The organism is Kaistella sp. SH40-3 (genome assembly GCF_030686865.1).
Classification (GTDB): domain Bacteria; phylum Bacteroidota; class Bacteroidia; order Flavobacteriales; family Weeksellaceae; genus Kaistella.
The window spans coordinates 173474-188600 of the sequence record NZ_JAQYUS010000002.1 but is presented as its reverse complement, the minus strand read 5'-3'; the positions used below and the strand labels follow the sequence as shown (position 1 = coordinate 188600).

Annotated in this window: 15 protein-coding genes; 8 read left to right on the top strand and 7 right to left on the bottom strand. The window is 35.8% G+C overall.

The window, feature by feature from the left end; all coding sequences use genetic code 11:
- Positions 1–80: 80 nt before the first annotated feature.
- The 4 genes from PUH65_RS04620 to PUH65_RS04605 form a co-directional block, all read right to left on the bottom strand.
- Entirely contained in the window at positions 81–533 is a 453-nt protein-coding gene (locus PUH65_RS04620; protein WP_305518607.1) for a DUF3853 family protein, read from the bottom strand.
- 8 nt (positions 534–541) lie between these two features.
- Positions 542–1909, bottom strand: a complete 1368-nt coding sequence (locus tag PUH65_RS04615) for a tyrosine-type recombinase/integrase (RefSeq protein ID WP_305518606.1) — start codon at positions 1907–1909, stop codon at positions 542–544.
- A gap of 362 nt (positions 1910–2271) precedes the next feature.
- A complete protein-coding gene (locus PUH65_RS04610; RefSeq protein ID WP_305518605.1) occupies positions 2272–3948 on the bottom strand; it encodes a formate--tetrahydrofolate ligase in 1677 nt (558 codons plus the stop codon).
- A gap of 238 nt (positions 3949–4186) precedes the next feature.
- Positions 4187–4933, bottom strand: a complete 747-nt coding sequence (locus PUH65_RS04605) for an SDR family NAD(P)-dependent oxidoreductase (protein WP_305518604.1) — start codon at positions 4931–4933, stop codon at positions 4187–4189.
- A 388-nt stretch (positions 4934–5321) separates the two neighbouring features.
- Here PUH65_RS04605 and uvrA point away from each other — a divergent pair, with 388 nt between their 5' ends.
- The 5 genes from uvrA to PUH65_RS04580 all read left to right on the top strand — a co-directional run bounded on the left by uvrA (position 5322) and on the right by PUH65_RS04580 (position 11782).
- The gene (uvrA, locus tag PUH65_RS04600; RefSeq protein ID WP_305518603.1) at positions 5322–8153 is read left to right on the top strand and encodes an excinuclease ABC subunit UvrA; all 2832 of its coding nucleotides are present in this window, start codon (positions 5322–5324) and stop codon (positions 8151–8153) included.
- Between the two features lie 187 nt (positions 8154–8340).
- Positions 8341–8859 (top strand): DUF421 domain-containing protein, encoded by a 519-nt coding sequence (locus PUH65_RS04595; RefSeq protein ID WP_305518602.1) that lies wholly within the window; start codon positions 8341–8343, stop codon positions 8857–8859.
- Between the two features lie 25 nt (positions 8860–8884).
- Positions 8885–9382: a GNAT family N-acetyltransferase gene (locus tag PUH65_RS04590; protein WP_305518601.1), complete on the top strand. Its 498-nt coding sequence runs from the start codon at positions 8885–8887 to the stop codon at positions 9380–9382.
- A 112-nt stretch (positions 9383–9494) separates the two neighbouring features.
- Positions 9495–11054: an NAD(P)/FAD-dependent oxidoreductase gene (locus PUH65_RS04585; protein WP_305518600.1), complete on the top strand. Its 1560-nt coding sequence runs from the start codon at positions 9495–9497 to the stop codon at positions 11052–11054.
- A gap of 215 nt (positions 11055–11269) precedes the next feature.
- On the top strand, positions 11270–11782 hold the full coding sequence (locus PUH65_RS04580; protein WP_305518599.1) for a hypothetical protein: 513 nt from the start codon (positions 11270–11272) through the stop codon (positions 11780–11782).
- A 55-nt stretch (positions 11783–11837) separates the two neighbouring features.
- On the opposite strand, the gene PUH65_RS04575 is transcribed toward PUH65_RS04580, so the two are convergent.
- Genes PUH65_RS04575 through PUH65_RS04565 form a run of 3 tightly spaced genes read right to left on the bottom strand, consistent with a single transcriptional unit; the run spans position 11838 to position 13043 of the window.
- A complete protein-coding gene (locus tag PUH65_RS04575; protein WP_305518598.1) occupies positions 11838–12086 on the bottom strand; it encodes a hypothetical protein in 249 nt (82 codons plus the stop codon).
- A complete protein-coding gene (locus PUH65_RS04570; protein WP_305518597.1) occupies positions 12086–12394 on the bottom strand; it encodes a thioredoxin family protein in 309 nt (102 codons plus the stop codon). Before PUH65_RS04570 ends, PUH65_RS04575 begins: the two co-directional genes overlap by 1 nt.
- Before the next feature lie 10 nt (positions 12395–12404).
- Entirely contained in the window at positions 12405–13043 is a 639-nt protein-coding gene (locus PUH65_RS04565; RefSeq protein WP_305518596.1) for a peroxiredoxin, read from the bottom strand.
- 146 nt (positions 13044–13189) lie between these two features.
- Between PUH65_RS04565 and PUH65_RS04560 the strand changes: the two genes are divergently transcribed.
- The 3 genes from PUH65_RS04560 (at position 13190) to PUH65_RS04550 (ending at position 15127) form a co-directional block, all read left to right on the top strand.
- A complete protein-coding gene (locus PUH65_RS04560) occupies positions 13190–13672 on the top strand; it encodes a heme-binding domain-containing protein (protein ID WP_305518595.1) in 483 nt (160 codons plus the stop codon).
- A gap of 15 nt (positions 13673–13687) precedes the next feature.
- Positions 13688–14098: a thiol-disulfide oxidoreductase DCC family protein gene (locus PUH65_RS04555; RefSeq protein WP_305518594.1), complete on the top strand. Its 411-nt coding sequence runs from the start codon at positions 13688–13690 to the stop codon at positions 14096–14098.
- Between the two features lie 387 nt (positions 14099–14485).
- On the top strand, positions 14486–15127 hold the full coding sequence (locus PUH65_RS04550) for a DUF4290 domain-containing protein (RefSeq protein WP_305518593.1): 642 nt from the start codon (positions 14486–14488) through the stop codon (positions 15125–15127).

Below are 15127 nucleotides of genomic sequence, written 5' to 3'. Positions count from 1 at the left end.
ACTTTTTTAGATGTAAATATAAATTGAAGTGGTTTTGTGAAAGTTAAAATTATTAAACAAAACAGTGCAACACTGACAAATTACTTTGAAAAATTCGCCCACAATTTGATAAATTCTTCATCTACGCTTTCCCTCAATTTGAAAGATTTCCAAGGTTTTTTTTTCGGCAAGCAAATTTCCAGTATTTTGTTTTCATCAAAATACAATTTTGATTTTTCATAAATAATTGCTTCCTCAATACTTCCCAAGTTTTTTAATTTTTGAGCCGTTTTTACACTTACGTTAAGAAGGGTTGCTAACCCCATTATTCCTTTAACTTTTTTAGTGATGAAAAGTTGATTTTGTGCTGTTCCTAAAAGATAGAAAAGTGCCTCAGAAGCCACCATGTTATTGCATTCAGTTTTTAAAGCTGAAATGTATTTTTCGGACAGACTTTTATCGGATAAATAAATTTTAATAGTACTAATGTCTGATTTATCCAATGTAGTAATTAATTCCCCGATCTCATCATTAAAGCCTTCAAATGCATTCATGCCTGTAATTATTTAAGGTTTTTAAATATTTGCAAAGCTCTTTCGATGGGTTTTGCTTTGATATATTGCAACAGCATTGCTTCTGTACTGTGTCCGCTGAAATACATAATGTCGGACGTTGGCCAAATTCCATAATGATTGGTGCAAAAACTTCTCCGAGCAGTATGTCCTGCTATTAATTTATGTTTTGGAAAATATCCAGGAACTCCTCTCCAAATTCCACTTTCTTCATCTTTTGGATCTGTTAATACTTTTACTCTCTTTACTCCTAAAACAGTTTCAGTAATTTTCGCTTCTTCGCACACAAGTTTTATATAATCATTGAATTTTTGATCTGATATTCTTCGAGGAAACTCGCCATTTCTCTTCTCAAGTATTCTTAAAACTCTACTGCTTAAAGGTAAAAGCATTTGTTTCTTCGTTTTCTTTTGAATAAAATTGATAAGAGTAACACCATTAATGGTTTTAAGCATTTCCTTATCGAACCGCAAATAATCAGAAATTCTTTGACCAGTTTCGTAACCAATTAGGAATAGATCTCTGGCATTATCTAAATATTCTGGCAGATCTTGTTTCTTTTCAATCTCTTCTATTTCATTTGGAGTAAGGTATGCTTCCAAAATTTCCTCAGGATTATCACGATTATCTGTGAAAGGATTTTTAATTTTTTCTAACTTAAATTTTACCCGATCAAGTTTCTCATAAATTTCTAAATCCAGTTCGTTGGATGCGTAGTAACAAATAGTTCTTAAAAAAGTAAGATCTCGAGAGATTGTCCCAGAAGCGTATTGTTTCTCGTTGGACCATTTTATAAACTCGTCTCGAAAATTGGTATTGATATCCGTGAGTTTTAATTTGATGTTGAGATCACTCTCATATCGCTCCAATTTACTTTTAACAACGCCCATTTTTTTTATGGTATTGAGAGCCAAGTTAGATTTGTAATTTTTATAATGTTCAAGAACTGCAATCAGATCGTTTCCTACTATTTTTACTTGATATTTCTTCTTTTTGAAGCCTGGATGTAAATATTCGCTGATGATATCCTTAAACCATTCTTTGGTTAAAGTTTCTGGGTTTTCAATCGCTCTAAATTCATCTATCACTAAGTTTCTAATGGTATTTTCTTCTGAATCTAAATCTGAAGCAACCTTTCTTTTATCTAAGTTTTTAGAGTTTTTTTCCTTTTCTCTTAAAATTGGGTCTTTATATGTCTTGCTAAAGTACTCCTTGTCAACAAAAAATCTTTTATCCTCCAAAAGTGCGTCAAAGTAGATATCTTTTGGTTTTTCGCCAAAGTCAATCCTATACTGAAACCGCGCGGTTAAGTAGCCTTTATTTTTTGTAGATCTGTATTTATAATGGAGTGTTGACATCGCAAGACAAGTTGTAAAAATTTGTCTTGTAAATGTATAATTAATTGAAATAGTATGAAAGTGTTAAAAATACAAATTATTTAAAATATTGATAATCAGCAATATAATTATTTTCGATTTCGTTAAATTTCATTAAATACAGCAAAAGTGGGGCGATATCCTCCACAAAAAAAGAGTTGCATTAATTTGTAACTCTTTTTTTTATGGCGCACATTTCCGGCTTTCCACTGCAATTCCTCACGCCTTGGCTTTCCCCGCGCTTGTTCCGGGATTTCCGTTGCAATCCGGGGCGCAATTCAGGCTGGAAACAAGATCAGTTTTAAATTCAACGGAAATCTGTCAGTTTTTGATAGATTTGGTTTTTAACTCAACCCTGTAATTTTTCCATTTTTATCGATGTGCATTCCTTCCGCCGCGGGAACATTAGGCAATCCCGGCATTCTCATCATGTCGCCTAAAACGGGAATGATAAAACCTGCTCCGGCAGCGAATTCAAATTCACGAACCGTAATTTTGAAATTCGAAGGCCGTCCGATTTTAGTTTCGTCGTCGCTTAAAGATTTCTGAGTTTTGGCCATGCAAATAGGCAGTTTGTCAAAATTTAATTCGTAAATAGTTTTGAATTGATTTTTCGCTTTCTGGGAATAAACCACACTTTCTGCACCGTAAACTTCTTTCGCAATGGTTTCAATTTTATGTTCCACAGAATCTTCAACGTTGTACAATGGTTTGAAATCGTTGCCACAATGAGCAGCACAGCGTACAACTTCTTCAGCCAGGTCGATCATTCCGTCACCTCCTTTTGTAAACTCATCTGCAACAATTGCTTTCACATTTAGTTTTGCACATGCACTTATTAGAAAATCAATCTCTTCCTGAGAATCTGTTGCAAAATGATTAATGGCAACGATAGGCTGCATTCCAAATTTCAGCGAATTTTCAATATGTTTCTCCAGATTTTCAAATCCATTTTTCAGACATTCTAGATTTGGATGTTCATATTCTCCTTTTTTCGCTCCACCATGATAACGCAGCGCACGAATCGTGGCGACAATAACATATGCATCAGGTTTCATTTTTCCGTAATGACATTTGATATGCAGGAATTTTTCTGCACCGAGATCGGCTCCGAATCCTGCTTCTGTTACCACATAATCTGCGAGGGAAAGTCCGGTTTTTGTAGCAATAATGGTATTGGTTCCTTGCGCAATATTCGCAAAAGGTCCGCCATGAAGAATCGCTGGATTTCCTTCTAAAGTCTGAACCAGATTTGGTTTAATAGCATCTTTTAATAAAATTGCCATCGCATTTTCCGCTTTTAGATCTCGTGCGAAAATCGGTTTTTTATCAAAAGTATAACCCACGAAAATATTTCCTAATCGGTTTTTCAAATCTTCAAAATCATTACTTAAACATAAGATCGCCATCACTTCACTCGCCGGCGTAATGTTGAAACCTTCTTCTCGCGTAATTCCGTTGTTAGAACCACCTAATCCCACGACAATATTTCGTAAGGAACGATCATTCATATCCATAACGCGTTTCCAAACGATGGTTCTTGGATCAATATTTAAAGAGTACACCTTGTTTTGTAAATTATTATCAATTAAAGCAGAAAGTAAGTTATTCGCCTTTTCAATCGCTGAAAAATCTCCAGTGAAATGGAGGTTAATATCAACCATAGGAATCAGTTGCGCATAACCACCACCAGCCGCGCCACCTTTAACACCGAAAACCGGCCCAAGCGATGGTTCGCGTAAAACCGCAATTGACTTTTTACCAATCTTACATAAACCGTCATTCAAACCAACAGAAACGGTGGTTTTTCCTTCACCGGCCGGAGTTGGATTGATGGCAGTAACTAAAATAAGTTTTGCTTTTTTAATCTTTTCTTCGTCGATATATTTTAAAGGAATTTTGGCTTTATACTTTCCGTAATATTCCAGGTCATCATGATCAATGCCTACTTTATCAGCAATATTTTTGATCAGTTGAATGTCGGCGGATTCTGCAATTTCTAGATCGGTAGGGAAACTCATATTCTGGTATTTTTAATTCACTCAAATTTAGTGGAAATCAAATTTTAAATCAATTTTTTATTCATGCTTTATATCAGTAGTTCTGTTTTTTACAAAAAAAAAGAATAGCAAATCTTCCGATTAACTATTCTTTAGCAAAATTTTATTCAGGCAGAAGCAACTAAATCATTTCTGCTCTTCTGATACTTTTTTCGCAGTTTCCCCGAACTTTAGACCTTGGAAAACTTTAAAAACTATTTTATCTTAATTTAATATCTCCGCCATCTGCCATAATGGTCTGACCTGTCATATACTGGCTGTCGTCGCTCAATAGAAAGGCCACAATTGGTGCGATATCGTTTTCAGGATCGCCAAAATGACTCAGCGGAATATGATCGGCAATTTGCTTGTACTGCTCCGGACTGCTTTCTCGCCATTTGATAACACCTTCAGTTAAAGCCAGTGGACAAACGACATTAACTCGAATATTATCTTTGCCCCATTCAGTCGCGGCAACACGGCTTAAACCTCGAATGGCTTCTTTGGCAGCGGCGTAACTTGCCTGCGAAGCCTGTCCGTTCAAGGCGGCACCGGATCCGAAATTGACCACCGAACCTTTCGATTTTTTTAATTCAGCATAGGCGGCTTTCATAAAATGAAGGGTTGCATTAAATCCAGTTCCAAAAGATAGAGCCCAGTCATCTGCCGTCAATTCCATCAAAGGTTTTTGGCGAGAAGCGTGTGCATTGTTGACCAATCCGGTTAGTTTTCCAAATTTTGAAACAGCCAACTTTACCGCTTCTTCTGCGACGGATTCTTTGGATACGTCACCATTTAGGAATACAATGTTTTGCGGACTTTCTTTTACTTTCTTTTGGCCGGCTTCTTCGTTGATGTCTACAGCAACTACAGAGGCACCACGTTTTACGAGAACCGATGTTAAGGCACCACCAATTCCAGACGCTCCACCTGTAACGATTACGACTTGTCCTTTCAAATTTTCCATAACTTTTTAAATTTTAAATGATTATTTCTCCAACTATAATAAATGCTTTTTCATTGCAAATAGTTGGTTTTTTTATTTAAGTAAAGGTAATGAATGATCGTGTTTAAAGAAATGCTGGAAAGGCGGACTTACATGTTCAAATGGAATAATTTCATTTTTTCACCAGAAGAATTTAAATTAAAAGAGCCTTTTTCGGCAATGTTTTTGATAGGTGAAGCGTCAAGAATTCTGCAAGATCGACATCAGTTGAAGAATCATATTCCGAAATTTTTACATCAATCCTCTTTTCGATTGAGTTAAAATACAACTTCGAATACTTACCTTATTATCCTCTAAAAAATCCGTATTTTTGCAGAATTCCAAAAATTCAAATTTTGGAACATTTAAAATGGAAGATCCTAAAGAATATATAGAAGTTTACGGCGCCCGTGAACACAACTTAAAAAATATCGATGTCAAAATTCCCCGCAATGAACTGGTTGTAATCACCGGACTTTCAGGGAGTGGGAAATCGTCATTGGCTTTTGATACGATTTTCGCGGAAGGTCAGCGAAGATATATCGAAACTTTTTCGGCGTATGCAAGACAATTTCTGGGCGGTTTAGAAAGGCCCGATGTTGACAAAATCGACGGACTTTCGCCCGTAATCGCCATCGAACAAAAAACGACCAATAAAAATCCACGTTCTACTGTTGGGACGGTGACTGAACTTTATGACTTTTTACGTTTGCTTTTTGCCAGAGTTTCAGATGCGTACTCGTTAACGACCGGACAAAGATTGGTCAGTTATACCGAAGAGCAAATTTTAGAGGCGGTGAAAAACAATTACAAAGGAGAAAAAGTAATGTTATTGGCGCCCGTAGTTAGTTCACGTAAAGGACATTACCATGAACTTTTTGTTCAGATGGCCAAGAAAGGATATGGCCAGGCGAGAATTGACGGTGAAATTCTCGATATTGAATATGATTTAAAACTCGACCGTTACAAAACCCACGATATCGATATTGTTATCGACCGTTGGATTATCGGCGAAAGTGCCTCTGAAGCCAGAATGGAACAATCGTTGAAAACTGCTTTGCACATGGGCGAAGGAGTGATTGGGATTCAAAAATTAGCAAGTGATAAAATAGAATATTTCTCCAAAAATTTAATGGATGCCGACACCGGACATTCATTGGCTTTACCGGAGCCGAACACGTTTTCATTCAATTCTCCGAAAGGCAGTTGTCCGTATTGCAAAGGGTTGGGAACGGTAAAAAAAGTAAATACTGATTATTTTGTTGAAAACCCAAAACTTTCTATAAATCAAGGTGGTTTACTTCCGTTAGAAGATATTAAATCGAACAAATGGATTCTGGGGCAAATTAAAAATATCTTGGAGATCTATGGGCTTTCGTTGGCAACACCGATCAAAGATATTCCTGAAGAAGCAATCCATTATATTTACAACGGTTGTCATAAAGAAATCAATAAAGATTTAAAACACGCCGGAATTAACAAGAAAATAAAAGTCAATTTTGATGGGCTGATTTCTTTAATTAACGATATGATCGATGACAAAGAAAGTTACGATGCTACTTTGTTGGAACGTCATTTCACCACGGAAGAAATTTGTCCGGAATGTAATGGAGCGCGTTTGCAAGCCTCGAGTTTAAGTTTTAAAATAGATGGAAAAAACATTGCAGAAATTAATGCTTTATCGCTTTTAGATTTAAAGGAATGGCTCATTCAGGTTGAAGATAAATTCAATAAAAACAATAAAATAATCGCTCACGAAATTCTGAAAGAAATCAAAACCAGATTGCAGTTTTTGCTTGATGTCGGTTTAGATTATCTGAGTTTGAGCAGAAGTTCACGAACGCTTTCTGGTGGGGAATCTCAAAGGATTCGTTTGGCAACACAAATCGGTTCGCAATTGGTGAATGTTCTTTATATTTTAGATGAACCTTCGATTGGTTTGCATCAAAGAGATAACGAAAGATTGATCGATTCTTTGAAAAATTTACGTGATATCGGGAATTCCGTTATCGTTGTAGAACACGACAAAGACATGATTATGGAAGCCGATGAGGTTTTGGATATTGGTCCGCGCGCTGGAAAATTTGGTGGGGAAGTTCTTTGGCAAGGAAAGCCAAAAGATTTATTAAATGCCGATACCATCACTGCAGATTATTTGACTGGAAAACGTAAAATCGAAGTTCCGGAAGTTCGTAGAGAAGGAAACGGAAAATCATTAGTTTTAAAAGGTGCGACTGGAAACAATTTGAAAAATGTGAATTTAGAAATTCCTTTAGGTAAACTAGTTGTTGTAACGGGAATTTCGGGAAGTGGAAAATCTTCTTTGATTAATGGAACTTTGTATCCTATTCTAAATCAGCATTTTTATAGAGCAGTTAAAGAACCTTTGCCGTACAAAAAATTAGAAGGAATTGATAATATCGACAAAATTGTAGATGTTGATCAAACGCCGATTGGTAGAACGCCACGTTCGAATCCAGCAACTTATACCGGAATGTTTACCGATATCAGAAATCTTTTTGCGGAACTTCCGGAGTCTAAAATCCGAGGTTATAAAGCGGGACGATTCTCCTTTAATGTAAAAGGCGGACGTTGTGAAACCTGTCAAGGTGGAGGTTTGAAAGTAATTGAAATGAATTTCTTGCCCGACGTTTATGTTCATTGTGAAACCTGTAATGGAAAACGATTTAACCGCGAAACTTTAGAAGTTCGTTACAAAGGAAAATCGATTTCTGATGTGTTGGAAATGACGATTGATGAAGCCACAGAATTCTTCCAGCCGATTCCGAAAATTTACATGAAAGTGAAAACGATGCAGGATGTTGGATTGGGATATATTACGCTTGGACAACAGTCTACAACATTAAGTGGAGGAGAAGCGCAAAGAATTAAACTCGCCACAGAATTATCAAAAAGACAAACCGGAAATACTTTATATATTCTCGATGAACCAACAACAGGATTACATTTCGAAGACGTAAAAGTCTTGATGGATGCGATTAATAAACTGGTTGAATTAGGAAACTCTTTCATCATTATCGAACATAATTTAGATGTAATCAAACTCGCAGATCATATTATCGACGTTGGCCCAGAAGGTGGATTCCGTGGTGGAGAAATTATCGCCAAAGGAACTCCGGAAGAAGTAGCAAGATCGAAAAAATCTTTAACTGCGAAGTTTTTGAAGAGAGAATTGAATTAGTCAAAAATATTTAAAAATGAAAAACCGAATGTGATGTTCGGTTTTTTTATTTTCTTTAATTTGCGAAAGTTTATAAATCTTTGACAAAGTTTTTTAGTTTCAAATAAAAATAAATTTTCAGATTATAACTCAAAGTGAAAAACTGAAAGTTAATTTCTTTTACTTTGTATTATAAAAGTAGAAAATAATGAATCCGTTTCTCGATGTCACTTTACGCAGTCTTGCCGTTTACCTTTTTATGTTTGGTGCAATTCGGATTTTTGGCAAGAATCAACTGTCGCAGTTAAATGCAGGTGATATTGTTTTACTTCTATTAATTTCCAACGCGGTTCAAAATGCAATGGTCGGTTCTAATGTAAGTTTAGAAGGCGGTTTGGTTGCAGCGCTGGTTTTATTTAGTGCAAATTTTATCATCAAAAAAATAATTTTTAAAAATCCGAGAATTAAAAGTTTAGTAGAATCTGATCCGGAGATTTTAATTAAAGACGGTATTGTAGATAATGTAAAAATGAAAGAACAGGAAGTGAGTTTTGATGAACTGGAAGAAGCCGTTCGTGAACATGGCGTTGAGAAAATTGAAGATGTAAAATTGGCGGTCTTGGAAGTTGATGGAAACATCAGTGTTATTTCTATGGATAAGGAAAATGGATCTACAAAATTTTCCCGACGTCGCCGAAAGTTCCCCCGAAAAAGCCATAAATATTAATCAGAAAATTTTAAGATACAAAAAAATGAATTACGAAATACGACCAATGCGCCCCGAAGATGGCGATAAAGTTTTAGAAATTTTTCAACAGGGAATCAACGGTGGAAACGCCACTTTTGATAAAGTTGCTCCGACTTGGGAAGCCTGGGATACCAAGCATTTTAATGTTTGCAGGTTTGTTTTAGAAGATGAAAATAATGAGGTCGTTGGTTGGTGTGCTTTGCAGCCGGTCAGCAATCGGGATTGTTTCAAAGGAGTTGCAGAAGTCAGTATTTATCTCGATGGTTCTGTTCAGGGAAAAGGGTTGGGTACGGTAATGATGAAAAAATTAATTTTAGATAGTGAAGAAAATAAGTTCTGGACTTTACAGGCCGGGATTTTCCCAGAGAATTTAGTGAGTGTGAAAATTCACGAAAAGCATGGTTTTACGATTGTTGGAACTCGGGAGAAAATTGGAGAGATGAATGGAAAGTGGCGGGATATTATCTTGCTTGAACGCAGAAGTAGAATCGTAGGAGTTTAAAGTATAATTTTTAGTTTTATATAATTTATATTGCATAAAAAAAACAGAAATTTGCAGGCTGAAAAATTTTGGCTCTTCAGAATCTTTCAAACTTTGTTCTTAATTATATCCAATGCCAAAAGAATTTCAATTTCAAGTATCGCCCGAAGCTGCAGCCAACGAAGATTTGTTAGCGCAACAAGTCGCCAGATTTTGTAAGATAAGTCTGAAGGAAATTCAGAAAGTAGTTGTTTTAAAACGCTCTTTTGATGCCCGACAAAAAGCGGTAAAAGTAAATGTGAAGGGAAATGTTTTTTTAGTTGGTGAAGATTATATTCCTGCTAAAGTTCGATTACCATATTATCCCAATGTTGCCAACAAGCAAGAAGTTATTGTAGTAGGAGCGGGTCCGGCAGGATTGTTTGCTGCTTTACAATTGATTGAGTTGGGTTTAAAACCAATCGTTTTAGAACGCGGGAAAGATGTTCGCGGTCGCCGTCGTGATTTGAAAGCGATTAATGTAGAGGGAATTGTAAATGAAGATTCAAATTACTGTTTCGGTGAAGGTGGCGCAGGAACGTATTCGGATGGAAAATTATATACCCGTTCAAAGAAGCGTGGCGATATCGATCGGATTTTAGAGCTTTTTGTGGGTTTTGGAGCGACGCCTGATATCATGGTAGATGCTCATCCACATATTGGGACTAACAAATTGCCCAAAATTATTCAAGATATACGCGAACAGATTATTGCTTCTGGCGGAGAAGTTTTATTTGAAACCCGCGTCACTGATTTTGTGGTGAAAAGTAACGAAATCCAAGGTGTTGTTCTTCAAAATGGAAACATCATTTCTGCCAATAAAGTTATTTTAGCAACGGGGCATTCTGCGCGGGATATTTTTGAATTACTGTATAAAAAGAATATTCTGATTGAAGCCAAGCCATTTGCTTTAGGTGTGCGGGCAGAACATCCACAAGAATTAATAGATAAAATTCAATATTCCTGCGACTACCGTGGTGAGTTTTTACCACCTGCACCATACTCTGTGGTGAAACAAGTGAACGGTCGTGGGATGTATTCATTTTGTATGTGTCCTGGTGGCGTAATTGCACCTTGTGCAACGAGTCCTGGAGAAGTCGTTACGAATGGTTGGTCGCCTTCCAAACGAGATCAGTCCACGGCCAATTCTGGAATTGTAGTAGAATTGAAATTAGAAGATTTCAAGCCTTTTCAACAATTTGGACCTTTAGCCGGGATGGAATTTCAGAAAGCGATCGAAAAAAAGGCCTGGCATTTAGCCGGTGAAACTCAAAAAGTTCCGGCGCAACGGATGGTTGACTTTACTCAAAATAAAATTTCACAAAATATTCCAAAAACCTCTTATGTTCCCGGAACCAGTTCGGTGGAAATGGGAGAGGTTTTCCCCGGATTTTTAAGTCAAATTATGCGTCAAGGTTTTTCAGAATTTGGAAAATCGATGAAAGGATATCTTACGAATGAAGCGATTTTGCACGCGCCGGAAAGCCGAACTTCCTCGCCAGTTCGTATTCCCAGAGATCATTATTCTTTGGAGCATCTTCAAATTAAAGGTTTATATCCCTGTGGCGAAGGAGCCGGTTATGCAGGTGGAATTATTTCGGCGGCCATCGATGGAGAAAAGTGTGCTTTGAAAGTTGCTGAAAGTTTAAAATAAATAAGAGATTCAAAAAATTCTAGTTATAAAATAAATGTTATGAATCAATTGTTTATCCTTCAGCAATTTAAATTAAGTAATATAAAGTTTGGTGTTATTTAATTTGAATACACGATTAGAGTTGTAGGAGTCTCATTTTAAATTTTAATAAATTACTATTTTCTCTAAATTGGCACTATCATTGGAAGTGTAGATTAAATCTTTAAATCTTAACAATGAACAATTTATTTAAAATAATATTAGGTGCTGGTTTAGCAATTACGCTAACCTCTTGTGGTGCCACTCAGGATGTTTATGAGAATAATCCCAATACCTATCCAAATAACAGAACGAACAATGGAACGGTTTACAGAGCCAATGATGGCCAAGTTTACAGAAGAGGTGATATTTACAGAGACCGAAACGGAAATGTTTATCAAAACGGTAGAATAATCAGAACTGGTGATGTTTATGGCAATCCTGGAATCTTAGGTAGAAATGGAAACCAAACGGTTTATTATCCAAATCAAAACAGAAGAAATTTACCTCCTGGACAGACCAAAAAAATATATGGTGGTAGCGCAAAAGATTACGCCAAAGGACAACAAAATAAAAGGAACAACCAGTGGAAAAAATATGATGATGACCGTGATGACCACAGAGACCGTAACCACAAAGATTATAAAAAGTACAAAAATAACAGCAATAAGAAATACAATAAAAAATATAAAGATCGTGATGACGATTAAAATAAAAAAGGCGGGAAATAATTTTCCCGCCTTTCTTCTTTATTTTTACTAAATACTACTTATCGATTGAGCCTAAAACTTTTTGTGCAAAAGAATTTAAGGCGTCTCTTTCAGCCATTCCGTTAGCAACATTTGCATGAACTTCGAGTGCGCCACAGATATTGGTAATCAACTCTCCGACCACATTCAAATCTTCTTCCGTTGTTCCCCGGAATTCAGAAAATGCTTCGATAACTTCTAAAGTTTTCTCTAAATTTTCTACAGACTGCGTTTGATAAAACTGTCTGATTACAGGTAATTTCATTAGTTCAGTTCTTTAAAAAGATTAATAAGACTTTCTGCCTGATTCGATTGAACCTGATTCACCAATTTACCGTCTTTGAAAATTGCGAACGTAGGTAAATTATCTACATTTGCTAATTTTCGGCTTTCAGGTAATTTTTCTGCATCAACATATAGAAAAGGAATATCTTCATTTTCCGCTGCTAATTTTTTGAATTTTGGTTTCATGATTCGGCAGTTTCCACACCATGTTGCACCATACTGTACAACTACTTTTTCATTGTCTGCTACAATTTGTTGTAGCGTATCTTCTGCTAATTCTGTGTACATAATTCTTTCTTTAGTTTTTGTGAGATGCTAAGTATTCTGCAGTAGATTCTCTATTTGCTTTCATTGCATCTTTTCCTTCTTCCCAGTTTGCCGGACAAACTTCACCATGTTTCTGCACGTGAGTGTAAGCGTCGATCAATCTTAAGAATTCTTTTACGTTTCTACCTAATGGCATATCATTTACTGCTTCGTGGAAGATTTTTCCGGTTTCGTCAACCAAATAAGTTGCTCTGTAAGTTACATTTGAACCAGTGAAAGATTCGTTTCCTTCTTCATCGTAATCGAAATCCTGATCAACGATTCCTAAGATATTTGCTAATTGTCTGTGCGTATCTGCTAAGATTGGGTAAGTTACTCCTTCGATTCCTCCGTTATCTTTCGCAGTGTTTAACCAAGCGAAATGTACTTCATTGGTATCGCAAGAAGCACCGATTACTTTGGTATTTCTTTTTTCAAATTCACCTAAAGCCTCTTGGAATGCGTGAAGTTCTGTTGGACAAACAAAAGTAAAATCTTTTGGATACCAGAATAAAAGAACTTTCTGTTCGTTTTTAGTTGCTTCTTCGAAGATGTTGATTTTCAAATCATCACCCATTTCAGACATTGCATCAATTGCGATGTTGGGGAATTTTTTTCCTACTAATGACATAATATTGTTGTTTTAAAATTTTCTAGTGCAAAAGTACAAAGTTTTTATCAATCATAAAAACTTTTTCGATTTATAAAATCTATAACTGCTACAGATTTTTCACATTTAAAATTAAAGTTATAAATTCACAAAACAAAATTTTCACCATGAAAAGAATACTGATAATTATCATTGTCGCTTTTATTTTGATTCAATTTTTCCCAATTGATAAGAGTAATCCGGTCGCTACACCTCAAATGGATTTTTTAACCATTAAAAAAACTCCAGAGAAAACTGCTACTTTGATTAGAAATGCGTGTTATGATTGTCACAGTAATGAATCAAAATATCCATGGTATGCAAATATACAGCCTATAGGTTGGTTTTTACAAGACCATATTCAAGAAGGTAAAAAAGAACTGAATTTCTCAACTTTTGCGACCTATGAAAAGAAAAGACAAGCCAAGAAAATGAAGGAAGCAGGTGAAATGATTGAAAAAGGTGAAATGCCGTTGGATTCCTATATTATTTTACATCCAGAAGCAAAATTAAGTGCGGCTGATAAAAAAGAAATGATTGATTATTTTAAAATGGTTGAGCAGGACATTCGAATCACGAATGATTTACCCGATGCTGTACAAAAACCTTAAGTCTAAAAATTGGTAATGACAAATATTGATACAGCGAAACATTATGTTTTCTATGATGGGGAATGTGGATTCTGCAATTTTTGGGTTCACTGGATTCTAAAAAAAGATTCTCAAAATAAATTTCTGTTTGCATCTTTGCAATCTGAATTTGGGCAACAGTTTTTGAGCGATAGAAATTTAGAATTAAAGAATCTGGATACTCTTTACCTCTGGAAACCCGAAAAATATTATTTGCAAAAATCACAAGCCGTTTTCAAAATTTCAGAAGTGATTGGTGGAGTGTATAAACTTTTGTCTTATTTTAGATATCTCCCCACAGGATTGACTGATTTGTTCTACGATAGAGTAGCAGCGAACCGCAAAAAACTGACTGCCGGGAATTGTGAAATTCCGACGGCGGAAGAAAGGAAGAAGTTTATATCATAAATGATATAAGTAGAGATTGCTTTTACGCTTTTCTAAAATAGCAGTTATGGTATCAAGGAATGGGCTTTAGCCCGTTTATCAATTAAGATTTTCCTTTGGATTTAGGCGAAAATTATTGCGTTTCGTGAAATGTTTTTTTTCTTATAATTAAAATTCCTGATTCTCATTTGTAAAATGGGTTTGAATTGATGAACTAGTCTGCGTGAGGGCGTAGGCGGAAATCCTTTTTTTTTGAGAACTTTTCTTTTCTGATAAAGTCTTTCTAAAAAAAAGATTGGAGCCGAAGACCGACCCGAGCGAGGGAAAAGCGGTGGACTAGGGGCACGCCCCAAAAAATAATCAGACAACTAAAACCATTAACCTTAACAAATTCTTATATTTGCACTTATGGAATATAATACGAGCAAAACTCAACTTCAAATGCCGGAATACGGTCGAATTATACAGCAACTCGTTGAGCGTTGCCAGGAACTCGAAAATAGAGACGAACGGAACGAGATGGCGGTAGCGATTGTAGACTTTATGGGTCAAAGAAACCCGCAACTACGCGATGAATCGAACTATAAACATAAATTGTGGGACCATCTTTTTATATTGGCAAAATATGATTTAGATGTTGATTCTCCTTACCATATCCCAACTGCAGAAGAATTGAAGGTGAAACCGAAAAGAATGGAATATCCGAAATTGCAGGGGGATTTTAAATTTTACGGAAAGAGTATTTTACAATTGATCGATAAAGCAATTGAGTTGGAAGCAGGTGATGAAAAAGACGCTTTGATTCAGGTGATTGCTAATAATATGAAAAAATCCTACAATGTTTACAATAAGGAACATGTGCAGGATGAGGTTATTTTCCGTCATTTAAAGGATCTTTCTAATAACAGATTAGATTTAACCGTTTTGGATTCTTTGGAGAAAAGTAAAATTTATTACGCGACCAACAGAAGCAATAAATCGAACCCAAGAAATAATCCGAAAAACCAAAATAACAGAAAGAATTTTCAGAATAATAAAAACCGGAAATAA

Bases quoted from the DNA above. Each gene is read 5' to 3' on its own strand.
- PUH65_RS04620 (WP_305518607.1), bottom strand. From the start codon at position 533: ATGAATGCATTTGAAGGCTTTAATGATGAGATCGGGGAATTAATTACT.
- PUH65_RS04615 (WP_305518606.1), bottom strand. From the start codon at position 1,909: ATGTCAACACTCCATTATAAATACAGATCTACAAAAAATAAAGGCTAC.
- PUH65_RS04610 (WP_305518605.1), bottom strand. From the start codon at position 3,948: ATGAGTTTCCCTACCGATCTAGAAATTGCAGAATCCGCCGACATTCAA.
- PUH65_RS04605 (WP_305518604.1), bottom strand. From the start codon at position 4,933: ATGGAAAATTTGAAAGGACAAGTCGTAATCGTTACAGGTGGAGCGTCT.
- uvrA (WP_305518603.1), top strand. From the start codon at position 5,322: ATGGAAGATCCTAAAGAATATATAGAAGTTTACGGCGCCCGTGAACAC.
- PUH65_RS04595 (WP_305518602.1), top strand. From the start codon at position 8,341: ATGAATCCGTTTCTCGATGTCACTTTACGCAGTCTTGCCGTTTACCTT.
- PUH65_RS04590 (WP_305518601.1), top strand. From the start codon at position 8,885: ATGAATTACGAAATACGACCAATGCGCCCCGAAGATGGCGATAAAGTT.
- PUH65_RS04585 (WP_305518600.1), top strand. From the start codon at position 9,495: ATGCCAAAAGAATTTCAATTTCAAGTATCGCCCGAAGCTGCAGCCAAC.
- PUH65_RS04580 (WP_305518599.1), top strand. From the start codon at position 11,270: ATGAACAATTTATTTAAAATAATATTAGGTGCTGGTTTAGCAATTACG.
- PUH65_RS04575 (WP_305518598.1), bottom strand. From the start codon at position 12,086: ATGAAATTACCTGTAATCAGACAGTTTTATCAAACGCAGTCTGTAGAA.
- PUH65_RS04570 (WP_305518597.1), bottom strand. From the start codon at position 12,394: ATGTACACAGAATTAGCAGAAGATACGCTACAACAAATTGTAGCAGAC.
- PUH65_RS04565 (WP_305518596.1), bottom strand. From the start codon at position 13,043: ATGTCATTAGTAGGAAAAAAATTCCCCAACATCGCAATTGATGCAATG.
- PUH65_RS04560 (WP_305518595.1), top strand. From the start codon at position 13,190: ATGAAAAGAATACTGATAATTATCATTGTCGCTTTTATTTTGATTCAA.
- PUH65_RS04555 (WP_305518594.1), top strand. From the start codon at position 13,688: ATGACAAATATTGATACAGCGAAACATTATGTTTTCTATGATGGGGAA.
- PUH65_RS04550 (WP_305518593.1), top strand. From the start codon at position 14,486: ATGGAATATAATACGAGCAAAACTCAACTTCAAATGCCGGAATACGGT.